This is a genomic window from Bordetella saccharivorans, assembly GCF_045862855.1.
Taxonomy (GTDB): Bacteria; Pseudomonadota; Gammaproteobacteria; order Burkholderiales; family Burkholderiaceae_B; genus Bordetella_A; species Bordetella_A petrii_F.
The window spans coordinates 4,947,817-4,965,792 of record NZ_BAAFZO010000001.1 but is presented as its reverse complement, the minus strand read 5'-3'; the positions used below and the strand labels follow the sequence as shown (position 1 = coordinate 4,965,792).

Annotated in this window: 18 protein-coding genes; 6 read left to right on the top strand and 12 right to left on the bottom strand. The window is 70.5% G+C overall.

The window, feature by feature from the left end; genetic code table 11:
- Positions 1-67: 67 nt before the first annotated feature.
- Both alr and ACKTT0_RS23785 read left to right on the top strand, forming a co-directional pair.
- Complete coding sequence (gene alr / locus ACKTT0_RS23790) at positions 68-1,198, top strand: alanine racemase (RefSeq protein WP_407852187.1); 1,131 nt, start codon at positions 68-70, stop codon at positions 1,196-1,198.
- 21 nt (positions 1,199-1,219) lie between these two features.
- Positions 1,220-1,936: an SDR family oxidoreductase gene (locus ACKTT0_RS23785; protein ID WP_407852186.1), complete on the top strand. Its 717-nt coding sequence runs from the start codon at positions 1,220-1,222 to the stop codon at positions 1,934-1,936.
- A gap of 12 nt (positions 1,937-1,948) precedes the next feature.
- Here ACKTT0_RS23785 and hpaI read toward each other — a convergent pair whose 3' ends face one another.
- Genes hpaI through ACKTT0_RS23765 form a run of 4 tightly spaced genes read right to left on the bottom strand, consistent with a single transcriptional unit; the run spans position 1,949 to position 5,810 of the window.
- Positions 1,949-2,746, bottom strand: a complete 798-nt coding sequence (gene hpaI, locus ACKTT0_RS23780; RefSeq protein ID WP_407852185.1) for a 4-hydroxy-2-oxoheptanedioate aldolase — start codon at positions 2,744-2,746, stop codon at positions 1,949-1,951.
- Between the two features lie 42 nt (positions 2,747-2,788).
- Complete coding sequence (locus ACKTT0_RS23775; RefSeq protein WP_407852184.1) at positions 2,789-3,433, bottom strand: hypothetical protein; 645 nt, start codon at positions 3,431-3,433, stop codon at positions 2,789-2,791.
- Positions 3,430-4,092, bottom strand: a complete 663-nt coding sequence (locus tag ACKTT0_RS23770) for an RNA polymerase sigma factor (protein ID WP_407852183.1) — start codon at positions 4,090-4,092, stop codon at positions 3,430-3,432. The genes ACKTT0_RS23775 and ACKTT0_RS23770 overlap by 4 nt, the downstream gene beginning before the upstream one ends.
- Positions 4,089-5,810, bottom strand: a complete 1,722-nt coding sequence (locus tag ACKTT0_RS23765; RefSeq protein ID WP_407852182.1) for a vWA domain-containing protein — start codon at positions 5,808-5,810, stop codon at positions 4,089-4,091. Before ACKTT0_RS23765 ends, ACKTT0_RS23770 begins: the two co-directional genes overlap by 4 nt.
- Before the next feature lie 154 nt (positions 5,811-5,964).
- Between ACKTT0_RS23765 and radA the strand changes: the two genes are divergently transcribed.
- The 3 genes from radA (at position 5,965) to ACKTT0_RS23750 (ending at position 8,563) form a co-directional block, all read left to right on the top strand.
- Positions 5,965-7,326 carry a DNA repair protein RadA gene (gene radA / locus ACKTT0_RS23760; protein WP_407852181.1) on the top strand — a complete coding sequence of 454 codons (1,362 nt, stop codon included), beginning with the start codon at positions 5,965-5,967 and terminating at the stop codon, positions 7,324-7,326.
- Positions 7,327-7,390: 64 nt separating this feature from the next.
- The gene (locus ACKTT0_RS23755; protein WP_407852180.1) at positions 7,391-8,173 is read left to right on the top strand and encodes a sulfite exporter TauE/SafE family protein; all 783 of its coding nucleotides are present in this window, start codon (positions 7,391-7,393) and stop codon (positions 8,171-8,173) included.
- Between the two features lie 165 nt (positions 8,174-8,338).
- Positions 8,339-8,563, top strand: a complete 225-nt coding sequence (locus ACKTT0_RS23750; protein ID WP_407852179.1) for a hypothetical protein — start codon at positions 8,339-8,341, stop codon at positions 8,561-8,563.
- Here the strand turns inward: ACKTT0_RS23750 and ACKTT0_RS23745 are convergent.
- From ACKTT0_RS23745 to ACKTT0_RS23715, 7 genes are all read right to left on the bottom strand, one after another.
- Positions 8,542-9,951 (bottom strand): MATE family efflux transporter, encoded by a 1,410-nt coding sequence (locus tag ACKTT0_RS23745; RefSeq protein WP_407852178.1) that lies wholly within the window; start codon positions 9,949-9,951, stop codon positions 8,542-8,544. The two genes, ACKTT0_RS23750 and ACKTT0_RS23745, sit on opposite strands and share 22 nt — an antisense overlap.
- Positions 9,948-11,678, bottom strand: coding sequence for an ArnT family glycosyltransferase (locus tag ACKTT0_RS23740; protein WP_407852177.1), 1,731 nt, complete (start codon positions 11,676-11,678; stop codon positions 9,948-9,950). Before ACKTT0_RS23740 ends, ACKTT0_RS23745 begins: the two co-directional genes overlap by 4 nt.
- Positions 11,679-11,805: 127 nt before the next feature.
- Complete coding sequence (locus tag ACKTT0_RS23735; protein ID WP_028353971.1) at positions 11,806-12,072, bottom strand: type B 50S ribosomal protein L31; 267 nt, start codon at positions 12,070-12,072, stop codon at positions 11,806-11,808.
- A 137-nt stretch (positions 12,073-12,209) separates the two neighbouring features.
- Entirely contained in the window at positions 12,210-13,058 is an 849-nt protein-coding gene (gene kynA / locus ACKTT0_RS23730) for a tryptophan 2,3-dioxygenase (protein ID WP_407852176.1), read from the bottom strand.
- A gap of 50 nt (positions 13,059-13,108) precedes the next feature.
- Complete coding sequence (gene kynB, locus ACKTT0_RS23725; RefSeq protein ID WP_407852175.1) at positions 13,109-13,738, bottom strand: arylformamidase; 630 nt, start codon at positions 13,736-13,738, stop codon at positions 13,109-13,111.
- 27 nt (positions 13,739-13,765) lie between these two features.
- Positions 13,766-14,737 (bottom strand): Bug family tripartite tricarboxylate transporter substrate binding protein, encoded by a 972-nt coding sequence (locus tag ACKTT0_RS23720; RefSeq protein WP_407852174.1) that lies wholly within the window; start codon positions 14,735-14,737, stop codon positions 13,766-13,768.
- Between the two features lie 53 nt (positions 14,738-14,790).
- Positions 14,791-16,188 carry a M20 family metallopeptidase gene (locus tag ACKTT0_RS23715; protein ID WP_407852173.1) on the bottom strand — a complete coding sequence of 466 codons (1,398 nt, stop codon included), beginning with the start codon at positions 16,186-16,188 and terminating at the stop codon, positions 14,791-14,793.
- Between the two features lie 129 nt (positions 16,189-16,317).
- On the opposite strand from ACKTT0_RS23715, the gene ACKTT0_RS23710 reads away from it, so the two are divergent.
- The gene (locus ACKTT0_RS23710) at positions 16,318-17,220 is read left to right on the top strand and encodes a LysR family transcriptional regulator (protein ID WP_407852172.1); all 903 of its coding nucleotides are present in this window, start codon (positions 16,318-16,320) and stop codon (positions 17,218-17,220) included.
- A 17-nt stretch (positions 17,221-17,237) separates the two neighbouring features.
- Here ACKTT0_RS23710 and radC read toward each other — a convergent pair whose 3' ends face one another.
- Positions 17,238-17,915, bottom strand: coding sequence for a RadC family protein (gene radC, locus ACKTT0_RS23705; RefSeq protein WP_407852171.1), 678 nt, complete (start codon positions 17,913-17,915; stop codon positions 17,238-17,240).
- Between the last annotated feature and the right edge of the window lie 61 nt (positions 17,916-17,976).

The following is a 17,976-nucleotide window of genomic DNA, read 5'->3' as shown; positions in this document are numbered from 1 at the left end:
AGTGGGGCTTCATCGGCGCGCCGCGCCATCGCCGGCCGCCGGCCAGATCAGTTAGACTATCCGCGCCATGCCACGCCCCATCCAAGCATCCATTTCGCTCTCCGCGCTCAGCCACAACCTGGACGTGGTCAGGCGCCGCCTCGAGCAGGCCGCGCAGGCCGCCGGCGGCACCGTGCCGTCCGTCTGGGCGGTCATCAAGGCCAATGCCTATGGGCATGGCATCGAAACGGCGGTGGCCGGCTTCTCGGCCGCCCAGGGCCTGGCCATGCTCGACCTGGCCGAGGCGGTGCGCTGCCGCGAAGCGGGCTGGGGCGGCCCCATCCTGCTGCTGGAAGGCTTCTTCCAGCCCGCCGACCTGGAACTGGTCGACCGCTATCACCTCAGCGCCACCGTGCACACGCGCGAGCAGCTGGACATGCTGGCGCACGCCCGGCTGTCGCGGCGGGTCGACATCATGCTCAAGCTCAACACCGGCATGAACCGCCTTGGCTTCATGCCGGACGCCTACGGCAGCGCGCACGCCCGCGCCCTGCAGTTGCGCGAGCAGGGCGTGGTGGGCGCCATCGGCAAGATGACCCATTTCGCCTGCGCCGACGGCCCGCAGGGCGTGGCCGAGCCGCTGCGCGTGTTCGACGCCGTCACCGGCAAGCTGGGCGAGGGGCCGGTCAGCATCTGCAATTCGGCCGCCACCCTGCGCTACCCGGAGGTCGCCGTGGACCGCGCCCGCCAGCCGAACTGGGTACGGCCCGGCATCTGCCTGTACGGGGCTTCGCCGTTCACCGATGTCAGCGCCGCCGAATTCGGCCTGCGCCCGGCCATGTCGTTGCGCTCGCAGATCATCGGCGTGCAGGACCTGGCCGCTGGCGCCGAGGTCGGCTACGGCGCCACGTTCCGGGCCGATCGCCCCATGCGCGTCGGCGTGGTGGCCTGCGGCTACGCCGACGGCTATCCGCGCCATGCCGGCACCGGCACGCCGGTGGTGGTCGGCGGGGTGCGCACGCGCCTGGTCGGGCGGGTGTCCATGGACATGCTGGCGGTCGATCTCGACCCGGTGCCCGCGGCCGGCGTGGGCACGCCCGTGTCGCTGTGGGGCCAGGACGGCCCGTCGGTCGACGAGGTCGCCCAGGCGGCCGGCACCATCGGGTACGAACTGCTGTGCGCGCCGACTCCCCGCGTGCCGGTCAAGCGCGACCCCTGATCATTCTTTAGCGAGGTTCCCATGAAAGACAAATGTGTGCTCGTCACGGGCGCGACCAAGGGCATCGGCTGGGCATTGACCCAGCGGTTGACCGATCTCGGCTGTCATGTCGTGGGCATCGCGCGCAATACCGACCATGTCGATTTTCCCGGCTACCTGTACGCCTGCGACCTGGCCGACGCCGGCCGCACCGAGGAAGTGCTGCGCGAGATCCGCGAGAAATTCCCGGTCGACGCCATCGTCAACAACGTCGGCATCGTGCGCCCGCAGCCGCTGGGCGAAATCGACCTGGCTTCGCTCTACAGCGTCATGGACCTGAACGTGCGCGTGGCGGTGCAAGTCACCCAGGCGTTCGTCGACTCGATGAAGGTGCGCCGCACCGGCCGCATCGTCAACGTGTGCAGCCGCGTCATCCACGGCGGCTACGAGCGCACCAGCTATTCGGCCGCCAAGAGCGCGCTGGTCGGGTGCACGCGCACCTGGGCGCTCGAGCTGGCGGAATACGGCGTCACGGTCAACGCGGTCGCGCCCGGCCCCATCGAGACCGAGCTGTTCCGCAAGGCCCAGCCGGCCGGCAGCGACGGCGAGAAGCGCGCGCTGGCGTCCATCCCGATGAAGCGGCTGGGCACGCCGGCCGAGGTCGCGGCCGCCATCGCCTTCCTGCTGTCCGACGAGGCCGGCTTCATCACCGGCCAGGTCCTGGGCGTGGACGGCGGCGGCAGCCTGGCCGGCCGTTGAGCCCGGCGCGGATCAGTACGGCCCGGCGCCGCTCGCGGGCCGCATGTCCTTGAACTCGGCCGCCAGGCGCTCGGTGGCGCGCGCCAGCAGGCTGGCATCGGCGCCCACGGCCACGAACAGGGCGCCGGCCCGCAGGAAGCGGCGCGCCAGGTCCGGATCGCCATGCAGGATGCCGGGCGCCTTGCCGGTGCGCGCAATGCGCGCGATGGCGTCGTCCAGCGTGCGCAGCATGTCCGGATGGTCGGGCCGGGTCAGGTAGCCCATGCTGGCCGACAGGTCCGCCGGCCCGATGAATACGCCGTCCACCCCCTCGACCGCGGCGATCTCTTCCAGCGCTTCCAGGCCCTGGGGCGTCTCGATCTGCACCAGCACGCACATTTCCGCATTGGCCCGCGCCAGGTAGTCGGGCACGCGATTCCAGCGCGCCGCCCGCGCCAGGGCGCTGCCCACGCCGCGGATGCCCTGCGGCGGATAGCGCACCGCGGCTACCGCGGCCGCCGCTTCGGCGGCCGACTGCACCATCGGCACCAGCACCGTCTGCGCGCCCGCATCCAGGATGCGCTTGATCTCGACCGGATCATTCCAGGCCGGCCGCACGACCGGCATGACGGGGTAGGGCGCCACCGCCTGCAGTTGCGCCAGCGTGGTCTGCAGGGTGTTGGGCGAATGCTCGCCGTCGATCACCAGCCAGTCGAAACCGGCGCCGGCGCAGATCTCGGCGGTATAGGCGTTGGCCAGGCCGACCCACAGGCCGATCTGGGGCCGCTTGGCGTACAAGGCTTGCTTGAAGGTATTGGTGAGGAGGTCCATGGTTGGTGGCTTGGCGGGAGGGAAACGAAAGGCGCGGGGGCTTCACTGGCGCGGCAGCAGCGCCCGCAGGTCGGGCGGCAGCGCCAGGCCGGGGGCTTCGCGCTGCAGTGCGCGCAGCGCCGCCAGGGCCTGTTCGCGTTCACCAGCCCGCAGCAGTTCGCGCACGCGCTCGATGCGCGGGTCGGATTCGGCCGCCGGTCCGGCCGGCGGCGCGGCTTCCGGCTGCGGCCGGGCGCTGTAGCGTGGGGCGCGCGCGCCGGGCTCGGCCGGCGCAGCCTGGTCGGCCTGCGGGGCGGCGGGCGCGGCACGGCGCAGCGCCGCGGGCGCTTCGGGGCGGGTTGGGGCGGCGGCCGGCGGCGCGGCGGGGCGTTCCAGGGTGCGAGGCGGGCTGGCGAGTTCGCGGTCGACGGGCGGCGCATCGGCCAGTCCCGCCACTTCCGGATCCTGGAAGTCGGTCAACAGGAACAGCGAACTGGCCAGCACGATCGAGGCGGCCACGCCCCAGCCGGGATGCCAGAGCCGGCGCTGGCGCTGCACGCGGCGGTCGGCCGCGGCGGCGCGCGCCGCTGTCGCACGCACTGCCGCGTCGAGTTCCGGCCCCGGCTCGGCGTCCGGCAGGGTGCGATACAGCGCCCGCAGGTCCAGGTCGTCCTGTTCGTCGTGGGGCGGGCGATGATGGGCCGTCATGCGGGGCTCCTTTCAGCGGCAACAGGCCCTAGTTCGTCGCGGATGCGCTGCGTGGCATAGCGCAGGCGCGACTTCACGGTTTCGCGCGGCGCGCCGGTCACGGCGGCGATCTCGTCCAGGCTCAATTCGTGTTCCAGCCGCAGCAGTATGGCATGGCGCTGTTCATCCGGCAGGCGCTCGATGGCCAGTTGCAGCCGGCGGCGCATCTGGAAATCGGATAGCTGCCGGTCGGGCTGCTCGTGCTCGGCGGCCGGCAGGGCCGCCAACGCTGCCTCGGCTTCTTCGCCGGCCTGCGGAACATGGCGCCGATGCGCATCCACCGCCAGATTATGCGCGATCCGCAGCAGCCAGGTGGTGAATTTCGCGCGGGGTTGCCAGCGCGCGCGCGCGTCGATCACCCGGCTCCAGGTTTCCTGGAAAATGTCGTCGGCCAGGTGCGGATTGCGGACGCTGCGCAGGATGTAGCGGTACAGCCCGGCGCGGTGGCGCGCGTACAGCGCGTCGAACGCCGCCAGGTTGCCGGCGGCGTAGGCCTGCATCAGGGTTTCATCGTCGGCGCCCGGGATGTCCATGGCGGCCGAGTGTATCCGTTCGGCCGGGATCGCGCATCCGCCGCAGGCCGCCCGGGCGGCCTGCGTGGCCGGGGCCGCCAGGCTCATTGCACGGCCGGCGTGCCCAGGCCGGCGGCCAGTTCGGCCAGGGCCGCCAGCTCGGCGTTCAGGCCTTGCGGATCGGCGCCGCGCGCTTCGCGCGCCAGGGCGGCGATCTGCGCCGGGGTGTAGCCGTCCAGGTACTTGCCGCCGCGCAGCCACTGGGCGAAGGCCGCGGCCGCCGCGGCGCGGCGCAGGCCCTCCGAGCCCTGTCCGGGCGCGGCGGCGTTCACCACCACCTGCTCGACCAGGCGGCTGGCCTGGGCGTCCGGCAGTTTGTAGCGGATGCGCACGAATGCCAGCTCATCGCCCGGCGCCGCGGCCGCCGCGGGCTTGCCGTAGCGCAATGGGTCCAGCCGCGCTTGCGGCGCGCCCACCGGCGTGATCTCGTACAGGGCGGTCACATTGGCGCCCGCGCCGATCTCGCCGGCATCGACCCGGTCATTGTTGAAATCCTCGCGCGCGAGGGCGCGCTTTTCATAGCCGATCAGCCGATATTCGGCGACCACGGCCGGATTGAACTCGACCTGGATCTTCACGTCGCGGGCGATCGTCATCAGCGTGGCCGACAGTTCGCCCGCCAGCACTTTGCGCGCCTCGCGCAGGCTGTCCAGGTAGTGATAGCTGCCATTGCCGGCATCGGCCAATTGCATGGCCAGCGCATCATTGAAGTTGCCGCCGCCCACGCCCAGCGTGGTCAGGGCGATGCCGCTTTGCCGCTGGCGCGCGATCTTGTCCTTCAGCGTGTCCAGGTCGGTGGCCCCCACATTGAAATCGCCGTCGCTGGCAAGCAGGATGCGATTCACGCCGCCCTGGATGAAGCCCTTGGCGGCCTGCGCATAGGCCAGGTCCAGGCCGGCGCCACCGTTGGTGGACCCGGCCGCTTGCAGCCCGTCGATGGCGGCATTGATGCGCGCCTTCTGGTCGCCCGGCGTCGAGCCCAGCGTCATCGAGGCTTCGCCGGCATAGGTGACGATCGCCACCCGGTCCTGCGCACGCAGCCCGGCCACCAACTGCTTGAGCGCGCCCTTGAGCAGGGGCAGCTTGTCGCGGTCGGCCATCGAGCCGGAGGTGTCGATGAGGAACACCAGGTTGGCGGCCGGGATCTCCTGCGGCGCCACGCGCCAACCCTGCACGCCGATCTTGAGCAACTGGCGCGCCGGGTTCCACGGCGCGGCGGCCACTTCGGTGGCGATGCTGAACGGCGTCGCGCGCGACGGCGGGGGCGCATAGCCATAGTCGAAGTAGTTGATGAATTCCTCCGCGCGCACGGCATCGGCGGGCGGCAGGCGGCCCTCGTTCAGCAGCCGGCGCACGTTGGTGTACGAGCCGGTGTCGACATCCACGCCAAAGGTGGATACCGGCTGCGCCTGGGTCGCATGGACCGGGTTGTCGCGATAGCTTGCATAGTTCTCGCGGTCCTCCGCTTGCGGCGCGGGGTAGTGGTCGGGCGGCAACGGCGCGGGCGCCGGCCGCGCCAGGTAGGTATGCGGCGCGTATTCCCGGCGCAGTGCCGCCGACGCGCTGGCCGCGCCGCGCGTTGCTTGCGGCGTGGCCAGCGTCGCGTCGGCGGCCGGCGGCGGCTGGGTGGCCGGCGTTGCCGCGGCCGGCTCGGCGGGCCGGGCCGCGCCGGCGCCTTCCTGTTGCGGCGCCGGCGAGCATGCCGCCAGCAGCGCGGCGGCCAGGGTGGTGCAGATCAGGCGAGCCGGGGTCTTGTTCGGGTTCATGGTTCCGATCCTTGTCTGGTGGGCGTATCTGTTAAACGCGCCAGGCTGCCCGGCGGGGTTGGACGGCGGCCATGGTTTTTGCAAGAAATCGTATCCGCGCCATGCCGGCGCGCGGCCGCCGCGGCCGCCACCGCATTGCCGGTAAACTTGCGCCATGGCCAAGCCCCGAACTGTCTACGTCTGCGCCGAATGCGGCGGCACCAGCCCCAAATGGCAGGGCAAATGCCCCCATTGCAACGCCTGGAACACCCTGGAAGAAACCGTCGAGGCGGGCGGCCCGGCCGCCGCCGCGCATCGCTATGCGCCACTGGCCGCGTCCAGCCCGGTGCGCAGCCTGGCCGACATCGAGGCGCGCGAGACGCCGCGCCAGCCCACCGGCCTGGACGAATTCGACCGCGTGCTGGGCGGCGGCCTGGTGGCCGGCGCCGTGGTGCTCATCGGCGGCGATCCGGGCATCGGCAAGTCGACCCTGCTGCTGCAGGCGCTCGCGTCCCTGTCGGCCAGCGCGCGCGTGCTGTATGTCACCGGCGAAGAGTCCGCCGAACAGGTGGCGCTGCGCGCCAAGCGGCTGGGGCTGCCCACCGGGGATGTCAACCTGCTCGCGGAGATCCGCCTCGAAGCGATCCAGGCGGCCGTGTCCGAACAGCAGCCCGCGGTGGCCGTCATCGATTCCATCCAGACGCTCTACAGCGGCGAGCTGACCGCCGCGCCGGGCTCGGTTTCGCAGGTGCGCGAGTGCGCGGCGCAGTTGACGCGCCTGGCCAAGCAGACGGGCATCGCCATCGTGATGATCGGCCACGTCACCAAGGACGGCGCGCTGGCCGGCCCGCGCGTGCTGGAGCACATCGTCGACACCGTGCTGTACTTCGAGGGCGACACGCATTCCTCGTTCCGCCTGGTGCGCGCCTTCAAGAACCGCTTCGGCGCGGTCAACGAACTGGGCGTATTCGCCATGACCGACCGCGGCCTGCGCGGCGTGGCCAACCCCTCGGCGCTGTTCCTGTCGCAGCATGCGCAGCAGGTGGCCGGCTCGTGCGTCATGGCCACCCAGGAGGGCACCCGGCCGCTGCTGGTCGAGATCCAGGCGCTGGTCGACAGCTCCCACGCGCCCAACCCGCGCCGCCTGACCGTCGGCCTGGAGGGCAATCGCCTGGCCATGCTGCTGGCGGTGCTGCATCGCCATGCGGGGGTATCCACCTACGACCAGGACGTATTCGTCAATGCGGTGGGCGGCGTGCGCATCACCGAGCCGGCGGCCGACCTGCCGGTCCTGCTGGCCATCATGTCGTCGCTGCGCGACCGGCCGCTGCCGCGCGGCCTGGTGGCGTTCGGCGAAGTCGGCCTCGCCGGCGAGATCCGGCCCGCGCCGCGCGGGCAGGAGCGCCTGCGCGAAGCGGCCAAACTCGGTTTCAGCGTGGCGCTCATTCCCAAGGCCAATGCCCCGCGCCAGCCTATCGAAGGGCTGGAAATCTGGGCCGTCGAGCGCCTGGACGCCGCGCTGGACAAATTGCGATGAGCGGCGCCGCGCCAGCGCGCGCGCCGTCCCGGCCATTTCCCTTCATCATCGAGGAGTCGCGGGCATGAGCCTGTGGGTAGTCGTGGGCATCTGCCTGGCGTGCGGCGCATTGATCGGTTTCCTGGGCGGCGTGCTGGGCATCGGCGGCGGGCTGATCGCCATTCCGGCGCTGGTGCTGCTGATGGGCATGTCGCAGCAACTGGCGCAGGGCACGGCGCTGATCATGGTGCTGCCCACCATCATGATGGCCGTGCGCAAGTACAACCAGCACGCGCGCATCGACCGGCCGGTGGCCCTCGCGGGCGCGGCCGGCGCGGTGGCGTTCACCTGGGTCGGCGCGCAGCTGGCGCTCGGCATTCCCTCGCGCACGCTGCGCCTGAGCTTCGCGGTGTTCCTGTTCTTCGTGGCGGTCTTCTACGTCTACAAGATCGCGCATCGGCCGCGCGCCGCGGCGCCGGGCCGGCCCGAGCGCGCACGTCCCGCGCCGGCCTTCACGCGGCCGCGCGCCGCGCTGCTGGGCGTGGCCTGCGGCACGCTGGGCGGCTTCTTCGGCGTGGGCGGGGCGGTCATGGCGGTGCCCATCCTGACCTCGTTGTTCCGCCTGCCGCAGACCTCGGCGCAAGCCCTGGCGCTGACCATGATCATTCCCGGCTCCACCATTGCCCTGGTGGCCTACAGCTGGGCCGGACAGGCCAACTGGTGGGTCGGGCTGCCGCTGGCGGTCGGCAGCCTCGTGTTCGTGCCGGTGGGCGTGCGCCTGGCCTACCGCCTGCCGGAACGCAAGCTGCGCGCGTGCTTCGCGGCCATGCTGTTCGCCACGGTGGCGCTGCTGATTTTCGAAGCCTAGGACCAGGCCGGCAGCATGTCTACATCGATGGATACTTGCGCCAACGCAGTCATGACCGGAGGTTAATGTCGGCAAGACTTTCCCTTGCCGCGGAACCTGTGGCCGCGCGCGTGCTCCAATAAAGCCCGGGCCGCCGGTCCGGATGGTTTCACAGGAGGTACCCGCATGACCACTCCCGCTCGAATCGCCGCCTTTCTTTCCACGTCGGCGCTGTGCCTGGGCCTGGCCACCGGCCCGGCGCAGGCCGGGCAGCGCGACGCCGATGGCCAGCGCGAGGCCCGTTCCCTGGCGCAAGAACGCGAGCCGGCCACGGGCGAGTCCGCCGCCGCAACCGCCCGCCCCGCCGATGTCTCGCTGGGGCGCGACGCTCAGCGCTCGCGCAGCCGGTAGTCGCGCACGATCTTCCGGTACCACGCATGCAGCAGCAGCGCCGATAGCGCCAGGCCCATCATGGCCATGAGCCACATGGTGCCGGCGCCCACCGGCGAGTCCGGAATCACCAGCAGGCGCAGCCAGTCCAGCCCGCCGCGGCCGGGGCCGAAACCCAGCCACCAGCCGCCCAGCAGGCCCACCACGGCGAGCGCCACGATCTGCAGCAAGAGCGGCACCACGGCGACCTTGTACGCCCGCAACACATACGAGTTGATGCATTGCATCGAGTCGCACAAGTGGAACAGCGGGATCATCGTCAACAGCGCGCCGGCCACGGCGGCGACCCGGGCGTCGTCGGTATAGGCCGCCAGGATCAGCGGCCGCCCCGCCAGCAGCACCGCCGCGGTCAGCATGGCGCCGAGCAGGCCCAGCGCCATGCCCGCCGCGCCGGTGCGCCGGGCCAGCGCCAGGTCGCGGGCGCCGATCGCCTGCGCGGTCAGCGCGGCCGTGGCCACGCCCAGCGCCATCGGCATCATGTAGCAGAGCGCGGCCAGGTTCGACATGATCTGGTGGCCGCCGCTGACATACGTGCCTTCGCGCGCCACCAGCAGCGCCATGAACGTGAAGGCCGACACTTCCACCAGATATGAGCCACCCATCGGCAGGCCCAGCCGCAGCAATTCCTTCTGGGCCGGCCAGGACGGCCGTCCCAGCGTCAGCGCGAAGCGGTGGAAGTAGCGGTCGCGGGTGATCACCAGCAGGCCGATCCCCAGGCTGATCCAGGACACGATGGCGGTGGCCAGGCCGGCGCCGGTGGCGCCCATGGCCGGCAGGCCGAGGTGGCCGTAGATCAGCACCCAGTTCAGCAGCGCCTTTACCCCCACGGCCGCCAGGTTGATGGTCATCACGATCTTGGGGCGCGACAGGGCGGTGCCCAGGGCATAGATGGTGCGGAACACCAGCGCCGCCGGCAGGGCCAGCGCCAGGGCGCGCAGATAACCGGCCACGCGGTCGCGCACTTCCGGCGCCACGTCGCCCGACAATGACAGCCAGGTGTCGGGAAACATCATCAGCACCGCGCCCACGGCGGCCAGGCCCAGCGCCAGCCATACTCCTTGGCCCCAGGTGCGGCCGACCTCGTGGTGGCGGCCGGCGCCGAAGTGCTGGGCCAGGATGGGGATGAGCGCGTGCACCACGCCCATCAGGCCCACGAAGATGGTGATGTACACCGACATGGACAGCGACATGGCCGCCAGGTCGGCGGCGCTGGCGTGGCCGTTCATCGCGGTGTCCAGCACGCCGAAGGCGATGCCGGCCCATTGGCTGATCAGCACCGGCCAGGCCTGCCGCGCGATGCCGAGCATCGCGGCGCCGAAGCCGCCGGCGGGAGCGGCGGGCGGGTTCATCGCGATGGGGTGACGCGCAGCAGGCGGAATATCTCGTGCCGGTCGGCGCGCCGGCCGCCCCGCCACAGTTCCTCGGCGCCTTCGCTGTAGGCCGCTTCGCCATCGCGCAGGCGCTCGCGCGTGGTCTGCTGCAACACCAGCGGGCAGCGCGAATCGTAGCTGAGGGTCAGGTTGTCGAAAATCAGCAGCGAAGCGCGCTGGCCGCTGCCCACGCTCAGGCCGCGCACGCACTCGCCGGGCTGGCGATACTGCGCCAGCGCCGCCGCCAGTTCGGCCGACATGTCGCGGTAGCTGCGCGCGTAGTCCACCGCCGGTTGCCACAGCAGCACCAGCAGGATCCACGTGGCGGTCAGGCCGCTGGCCGACAGCACGGTGCCGCGCCACAGGGCGGCGGGGTGCGAGCGCAGGCGCCATACCACCAGCCGCACCCAGGCCGCGGTGACCACCAGCGCCAGGGCGAAGGCCAGCCACGAAATGACCGGCTCATAGCCGGTGGTCTGGCGCGCGATGTTGCGCGCGATCTGCGCCGGCCAGCCGAAATGCAGCGCGATCCAGCCGAGCCAGGCGGTGGCGACGGTCAGCGAAAAGCACATCACCGCGAACCAGTCCAGCGTGTTGACCACGCCGCGCCGCAGCGTCGGCAGGGAGAACGCCGCCAGGATCGCGCAGGGCACGGCCAGCATGATGAACTCGGAGTCGGTGGGCTCTTCCAGGAAGAACAGTTCCAGCCCCGCGCAGGCCACGGCGACCAGCGGCAGCCAGATATGCGGCGCGTACAGCCAGTCGCGCCAGCGCCACACCGCCAGCACCGCCAGCGGCCAGGTCGGCCACAGGTACCAGGGCAGGTCGCGCAAGGTGCGGCCGGTATCCGACAGGCTGGGCCAGTCGAACAAGGTCAGGTTCCAGATCTTCCAACTGCGGATCCAGTATTCGCTGCCTTGCGTGGCGGGAATCCACCAGGCCAGGATCAGCGCGGCGGCGATGGCGGCTGCCAGCGGCAGCCACTGGCGCCGCGCCCATAGCGCGCTGCGCGGGTGGAACGCCAGCAGCGCCGCCGCCATGACCGGCAGGGCGCCCAGCCAGCCGCGGATCAGGAAGCTGGCCGCCAGCGCCACGCCCAGCGTGGCGGCGCCGGTGGCCGGGCGATCCAGGGTGCGTGCCAGCGAGTAGAACGCCAGGGCCTGGGCCGCCATGATGGCCGGCACCACGGATGATTCGTGCGTGCGCTGCAGGATGCCCACGGTGGCCAGCAACAGCAGCAGCGCCGCATCGGCCAGCATGCGGCCGTAGTCGCGCGCGGAAGGCTCGCCGCCGAACGGCAGCGCCAGCGGCTGCGCTTCGGCGCGCCGCCCGAGCAGATAAGTGCCGTACCAGACGCTGACCGTGGTGATGCCGAACCACAACAGGTTGGGCAGGCGGCCGGCCGGGATGTCGCCGATCAGCGGGCCGAACAGCCAGATGCAGATCGCGCCGGCCCAGGTGATGAGCGGGCCTTCCTCGGCGTAGGCCAGTTGCCCCACTTGCGGCAGCAGCCAGGTGAGGCCGCCTTCGCGCACCGCGGTGATCATTGTTGCCAGCCCCACCGCGTCGTCGGTCTTCCAGGGGTCGCGCATGAACAGGCCGGCCACGATATAGGCCAGCGACAGGCCGAGCAGCACCAGCCGGGGCAGCTTGGCGGTGGCCGGAATGGTCAGCCGGGCCGGGGTCGAACGCGTAATGGGAGACACTGGGCTAATGTAACGTAACCGGGCGGCTCGGGCCGCGTCGCCATTGAAATGGGGATGGATCGGTGCGGCGCGGAAAAAAAAGCAGCCCGGAGGCTGCTTTTCTGACTGCGCCGCTGGAGCAGCAAGTTTACGACGCCGACTTGACCGCGCCGGTGGTGCGGGCGAAGCGGGCGCGGAATTTCTCGACGCGGCCGGTCTCGACGATGCGGGTCTGGGCGCCGGTATAGAAGGGATGCGACTCGGACGTGACGTCGCACTTGAAGAGCGGGTACGTCTTGCCGTCGAGCTCGATGGTTTCGCGGGTGTGGATGGTCGAGCGGGTCACGAACTTGCCGCCCGTTTGCACGTCCATGAACACCACTTCACGGTATTCGGGGTGAATGCCTTCTTTCATGATCTATTCCAGTTCTTCCGGTGCTGGGCCGGGGGTTTGCGGGTCGCCAGCCAAGCGGTCACACAACGCCAGGGCTCGCCAGGGTTGCGGTCACGTCAGCCACGTATCCAGGAAGTAACCACACATTCTAGCATGGTTCACAGGTCGGTGCGCAAGGCCCAGATTTCCGGGAACAACACCACGTCCAGCATCTTGCGCAGATAAGCCACGCCCGACGTGCCGCCGGTGCCGCGCTTGAAGCCGATGACGCGCTCCACCGTGGTGACATGGCGGAAGCGCCACAGGCGGAAAGCGTCCTCCAGGTCGGTGAGCTTCTCGCCCAGCTGGTACAGGTCCCAGTATTTTTCGGGCTGCCGGTAGACCTCCAGCCAGGCGGCCTCGACTGCGGGGTCGGCCTGGTAGGGCCGGGTCCAGTCGCGCTCGGTGTGGCTGGCCGGCACCGCCAGCCCGTTGCGGGCCAGCAGCCGCAGCGATTCATCGTACAGCGAGGGCGCCTGGTAGGCTGCCTGCACCTGCGCCAGCAGGTCGGCCCGGTGGGCGTGCGGCTTGAGCATGGCGGCATTCTTGTTGCCCAGCAGGAACTCGATCTGGCGGTACTGGTAGCTCTGGAAGCCGCTGGACCGCGCCAGGTACGGGCGCAGGGCGGAATACTCGGGCGGCGTCATGGTGGCCAGCACGTCCCAGGCGTGCACGAGCTGTTCCATGATCTTGCTGACGCGCGCCAGCATCTTGAAGGCCGGCGGCAGGCGGTCGGCGGCCACGCAGGCGATCGCGGCGCGCAATTCGTGCAGCATCAGCTTCATCCACAGCTCGGAAGTCTGGTGCTGCACGATGAACAGCATCTCGTTGTGCTCCGGCGACAGCGGATGCTGCGCGCCCAGCAGCTCGTCCAGGTGCAGGTAGTCGCCATAGGTCATGTCCTGCGCGTAGTCCAGTTGCGCGTTTTCGGTGCGGACGATGTCTTCGGGTCGTTCGGGTGTATTCATGGCGGTCTCGGGATGATGCCGCCGCCGGGCGCGCGGCCCGGCAGGGCGGGTCAGCCCAGTTCGCGCAATACCGCGCGCACCGGGCTGGCGTCAGCCTGGGCCAGCGCCAGCGGCAGGGCGATAAGTTCGTAGTCGCCTTCCGCGACGTCGTCGAGCAGCAGGTTTTCCAGCACGCGGATGTCGCGCCGCAAGATGACGTGATGGCTGTCCAGGGTCTTGCTGCTGGCGGGGTCGATGCTGGGCGTGTCCAGCCCGATCAGCATGACGCCGCGCTCGGCCAGCCATTCGATGGTATGCGGCGCGTAGGCCGTGAAATCGTCGGTCCACCAGTCCAGCGCGGCGTGCTTGGCGGTGCGCACCAGCACGCGCGGCGGCAGGCCGTCGGCCGCGTGCCGCAGGTGTTCGGGCAGGATCAGGGGGCCGCAGTCCAGGGCATGGATTACCCGGCACGGCCCCAGGAACGGCTCGAGCGGCAGCGCGCCGATGGCCGGTGCACCGTTGCGATAATGCAGTGGCGCGTCGGCATGCGCACCGGTGTGCGGCGACAGCGTGATCTCGCTGACGTTGACCGGGCAGTCCGGCGTCAGCGACCACTTCCATTGTTGCCGGTATGGGGTGTCGCCCGGAAATACCGGCGAGCCGGCCGATACCGGCGGCGAAATATCCCAGAGGCGTTTCATGGATGCGGAAATGGCGGAGGGCCCGGTTCAGTCAAGGGAAATCGCGGCGCGCGCGCCGATGTCGCCGAAGACCTGCAGCTCTTGCCCGATTTGTCGTCGGAACGCCGCCGGCCCCCATGCTACGGGCTCCAGCGCCATGGCGGAGAAAGCCGTGTCGATCTCGGCATCCTGCATGATAGCGGCAACCGCCTGTTCCAGGGTAGACAGCACCGGGGCGGGCGTGCCGGCCGGCGCCGCGAGGCCGTACCATCCCATCAACGAGACAGACGGCATGCCGGCCTCGGCGAAGGTGGGGACATGCGGTAATTGCCCGGCGCGCTGGCTGCCGGTGACAGCGATGGCGCGGACCTTGCCGGCCTTGACATGCGGCGCGGCCGACGAGACCGTGTCGACGCCCAGGTCGATTTCGCCGCCGATCAGCGCCGTGACGAGTTGCGCGCTGCCCTTGTAGGGCACCGGCGACAGGGTGGCCCCGGCGGCCTGCGCGAACATCTCGCCGGCCAGGTGCGGGGCGGAGCCCGCGCCGAAGGTGCCGTACATCAGTCCCGCCTGGTCTGATCGTTGCCGCGCCAGGGCCGCCAGTTCGGCAGCATTGCCGGCCGGCAGGTCGTTCTTGGCGAGCAGCACCACCGGGGCCAGGGCTACGATCGCGATCGGCGCAAAGCTGGCCAGGGGCGAGTACGGCAGGTTTTTCTTCAACGCCGGCAATACTGTATAGGTGGTTGATCCGGACAGCATCAGGGTGTAGCCGTCGGGCGCGGCCTCGGCCACGGCCTGCGCGCCGATGATGGTCGAGGCGCCCGGACGGTTCTCCACGATGAATGGCTGGTCCAGCCGCGCTGCCAGCTTCCTGGCCAGCTGGCGCGCGACGGCGTCAGTGGCGCCGCCGGGTGTGAATGGCACCACGATCTTGACCGGCTTGGACGGATACGCCGCCGTCGCCGGCGCGGTGCCGGCCAGGAAGCAGGCCATGATGGCCAGGCCCAGGATGCGCTTCATGTGTATTCCCCTCTGTCTTGGTTTGGTCCGAGTTGCCGCGCGCCGCGACCGGCTCAGCGCCGCAGCGCGGGCCGCAGGCCGGCTTCGCCGAGGTCCCAGTACAGGCCCGCCATGACGGCCAGGCCTTCGCGGGCGACGCTGCCCAGCAGGTGTTCGTCGGGCGCGTGCTGGGCGCAGGCCGGATAGGAATGCGGCACCCACACGGTGGGCAGCCCGAGCTGGTCGGCGAAGATGTCGTTCGGCAGCGAGCCCCCCAGGTTGGGCAGCAGCACGGCGTCGCGGCCGGTAGTCTGGCGCAGCGACTGCGCCGCCCACTGCACCCAGGGATGGTCGGGCAGGAGCCGGGTCGCCGCAGCCTGCGCGCCCAGGCGCACCTGCACCATCGGGAAGCCGTGGCGGTCAAGATGGTCGCGCACATGCTGTTGCAGGCCGCGCCAGTCCGTACCCACCACGAAACGCAACTGGCACCAGGCGCTGGCCCGCGGCTGGATGGCATTGACCGGCTTGGCGGAGTCGCCCGCCGACAGGGTCAGTACATCAAGACTGTTCCAGCCAAAGACCTGCTCGGCTGGGCACAGCCCTGGCTCGCCCCAATCCTGGTCGACGTCAGGGTCGTCGACGCCGCCGCCCACCGGCAGGCCGGCCAGCGCCTGGCGGATCTGCGGCGGCATCGCCGGAGGCCGCAGGGCGTCTACCGCAATGCGGCCGCGCGCATCCACCAGCGAGGCGAGCGCATGCGCCAGCAGGATCGCCGGGTTGGCGAGCAGGCCACCCCAATTGCCCGAATGGTAGGCGCGCTCGCGCAGATGCACTGACAGCTCGAAATTCACGGCCCCGCGCGAACCCATGAACAGTGTCGGCCGTCCGGCCGCCAGGCGCGGGCCGTCGCTGGCCAGGAACAGGTCGGCCGCCAGGGCCGCGCGCTGGCTGGCGCAGAAGGCGGCCAAGCCTGGCGAGCCGGCCTCTTCGCCGGTTTCGACCAGCAGCTTGGCATTAAAGCCCAGCCGGCCTCCGCGCGCGGCCATGACCGATTCTAGCGCGGCCAGGTTGATGGAGTGCTGGCCTTTGTTGTCGGCCGTGCCCCGTCCGTACCAGCGATCCCCCTCGACCTGCAGGCGCCAGGGATCGCGTCCGGCACTCCATCTGGCGGCGTTGCCGAGCACCACGTCGGCGTGCCCATACATCAGCACCGTGGGCAGGTCCGGGTCTTCGATGCGTTGGGCCACCAGCAGCGGCAGGTCGACGCCGGCAGGGTTGGGGTGGATGGTCGGCGCGAAGTCCAGCCGCCGTAACAGCGGGGCCAGTTCTTCGCGCAGGTAGGCGTGCTGCGCGGCCGCCTGGGCGGGTTCCTCGCTTTCAGTCCGGTACGCGATCCGGCGAGCGAGCGTGGCAAGAAAACGGCCGTCGTCGAATTGCTGGATGGCGGACGAGATGGCTTCGGAGCGGGTCACTGGGAGCGGCGCCGGCGGAAGGCGCGTCGGGTTGAAAACGCCAAACTTATTACAGAGGTATGAATGCCACAATTAGAACTTTTGCACATAATCATTGCTTTTATGGCAATTCAACAAGGAGCGACACCGATGATCTCGACCGCGATGCGGCATTTCCTGGAGGTCGTGCGCAGCGGGTCCATTGCGCGGGCGGCGCAGCGCCTGCATGTGGCGCCATCGGCCATCAGCCGGCAGATTGGCAAGCTGGAGGCGATGGTAGGGGTGCCCTTGTTCGAGCGGCTGCCGCGTGGCATGCGGCTCAGCGACGCCGGGCGCAGGTTGTCGGCCTATGCCAGCGCGAGCGCCCTGGAGGCGGAGCGGGTGCTCAGTTCGATACGCCAGCACAGTGCGCTGGGCGATGTGACGGTGCACATTGCCAGCACCGAAGGGTTCGCCCAGCAGTTCCTGTCCCAGGCGATGGCCCGCTTCAAGCGCCAGCATGTCGACGTGCGGTTCCACATGCACGTGGGCCATGGCCAGGAGGTCGGCCGGCGGGTGGCCGAAGGCCTGTCGCACATCGGCATCCGCTACAGCGTGGCCGCCGATCCCCGGCTGGAGACCTACGCATTATGCGCCGCGCCGGTGTACGCCATCATGTGCCGCAAGCATCCGCTGGCAAGCCGCAAGTCGGTCGACGTACGCCAATTGCTTGAGTATCCGCTGGCGCTGGGCGACAGCGAGACGACCGTGCGGCAATTGTTCGACACCTGCTGTGCGAATGCCGGTCTGCACCTCGAGCCGGCCTATGTGTCGAACTACTCGGCGGCCTTCCTGCCGCTGCTGCCGGGCAACCTCATCGTGGCCCTGTCCGGGTACCTGGTGGTACGCGGCCAACCGCATGCCAGGCGCCTGGCGGCCGTGCCCTTCTCGAACCCCGAAATGCACCAGCGCACCATCCAGATCTTGACGCTTCAAGGCCACGGCTTGCCGCCCATGGCCGCCGCGTTCCTTGATTTCGTCGGCGGCGAGCTGGCCCGCGCAGCCCGGCCCTAATGCCGGCGCGCGCGGTGCTACAGCTGGCCCAGTTCCGCCATGGACACGACCGAGTCGGCGGCCACGATCAGGTGGTCCACCAGCCGTACGTCGACCAGCGCCAGCGCCTGCTTCAGGCGGGTGTTGAGTTCGCGATCGGCCTGGCTGGGCTGCGCGGTGCCGGACGGGTGGTTGTGCGCCAGGATCAGGGCGGCCGCGTGGTGGCGCAGCGCCTCGCGCACCACCTCGCGCGGATAGACCGGCGCCTGTGCCAGCGTGCCGCGCGCCAGTTCGCCGCTGGCGATCAGGTTGAGCCGGTTGTCCAGGTACAGCGCCAGGCAGTGTTCCACCGTGCGGTGCGTCAGCGCGGTCTTGAAGTAGAGCTTGACGGCGCCGGGCTCGGCCAGCGCCGGCGTGCGCATCAGGCGTTCCTCGGTGGCACGGCGCGCCAGTTCCAGCACGGCCGCCAGCGAGCCAGCCTTGGCCGTGCCCAGGCCGGGCAGCGACATGAGCTCCTGGGGCGTGGCGGCGAACAGGCCGCGCAGGCCGCCGTAGCGGTGCATCAGCATGGCCCCCATGTCGATGGCGGTGCGGCCGCGCGTGCCGGTGCGCAAGGCCAGCGCCAGCAATTCGGCGTCGCGCAGCGAGGCGGGGCCATGGCGCAGCAGGCGCTCGCGCGGGCGTTCGTGTTCGGGCAGGTCGTGGGGCAGGCTCATGGCGGGGCGGGGGAAGCGGACCAGCCGCCAAGATGCCAGGGCCCGGGCGCCGACGGGCCGC

Coding starts and splice junctions, on each gene's coding strand:
- alr (WP_407852187.1), top strand. CDS start 68: ATGCCACGCCCCATCCAAGCATCCATTTCGCTCTCCGCGCTCAGCCAC.
- ACKTT0_RS23785 (WP_407852186.1), top strand. CDS start 1,220: ATGAAAGACAAATGTGTGCTCGTCACGGGCGCGACCAAGGGCATCGGC.
- hpaI (WP_407852185.1), bottom strand. CDS start 2,746: ATGGACCTCCTCACCAATACCTTCAAGCAAGCCTTGTACGCCAAGCGG.
- ACKTT0_RS23775 (WP_407852184.1), bottom strand. CDS start 3,433: ATGACGGCCCATCATCGCCCGCCCCACGACGAACAGGACGACCTGGAC.
- ACKTT0_RS23770 (WP_407852183.1), bottom strand. CDS start 4,092: ATGAGCCTGGCGGCCCCGGCCACGCAGGCCGCCCGGGCGGCCTGCGGC.
- ACKTT0_RS23765 (WP_407852182.1), bottom strand. CDS start 5,810: ATGAACCCGAACAAGACCCCGGCTCGCCTGATCTGCACCACCCTGGCC.
- radA (WP_407852181.1), top strand. CDS start 5,965: ATGGCCAAGCCCCGAACTGTCTACGTCTGCGCCGAATGCGGCGGCACC.
- ACKTT0_RS23755 (WP_407852180.1), top strand. CDS start 7,391: ATGAGCCTGTGGGTAGTCGTGGGCATCTGCCTGGCGTGCGGCGCATTG.
- ACKTT0_RS23750 (WP_407852179.1), top strand. CDS start 8,339: ATGACCACTCCCGCTCGAATCGCCGCCTTTCTTTCCACGTCGGCGCTG.
- ACKTT0_RS23745 (WP_407852178.1), bottom strand. CDS start 9,951: ATGAACCCGCCCGCCGCTCCCGCCGGCGGCTTCGGCGCCGCGATGCTC.
- ACKTT0_RS23735 (WP_028353971.1), bottom strand. CDS start 12,072: ATGAAAGAAGGCATTCACCCCGAATACCGTGAAGTGGTGTTCATGGAC.
- kynA (WP_407852176.1), bottom strand. CDS start 13,058: ATGAATACACCCGAACGACCCGAAGACATCGTCCGCACCGAAAACGCG.
- kynB (WP_407852175.1), bottom strand. CDS start 13,738: ATGAAACGCCTCTGGGATATTTCGCCGCCGGTATCGGCCGGCTCGCCG.
- ACKTT0_RS23720 (WP_407852174.1), bottom strand. CDS start 14,737: ATGAAGCGCATCCTGGGCCTGGCCATCATGGCCTGCTTCCTGGCCGGC.
- ACKTT0_RS23710 (WP_407852172.1), top strand. CDS start 16,318: ATGATCTCGACCGCGATGCGGCATTTCCTGGAGGTCGTGCGCAGCGGG.
- radC (WP_407852171.1), bottom strand. CDS start 17,915: ATGAGCCTGCCCCACGACCTGCCCGAACACGAACGCCCGCGCGAGCGC.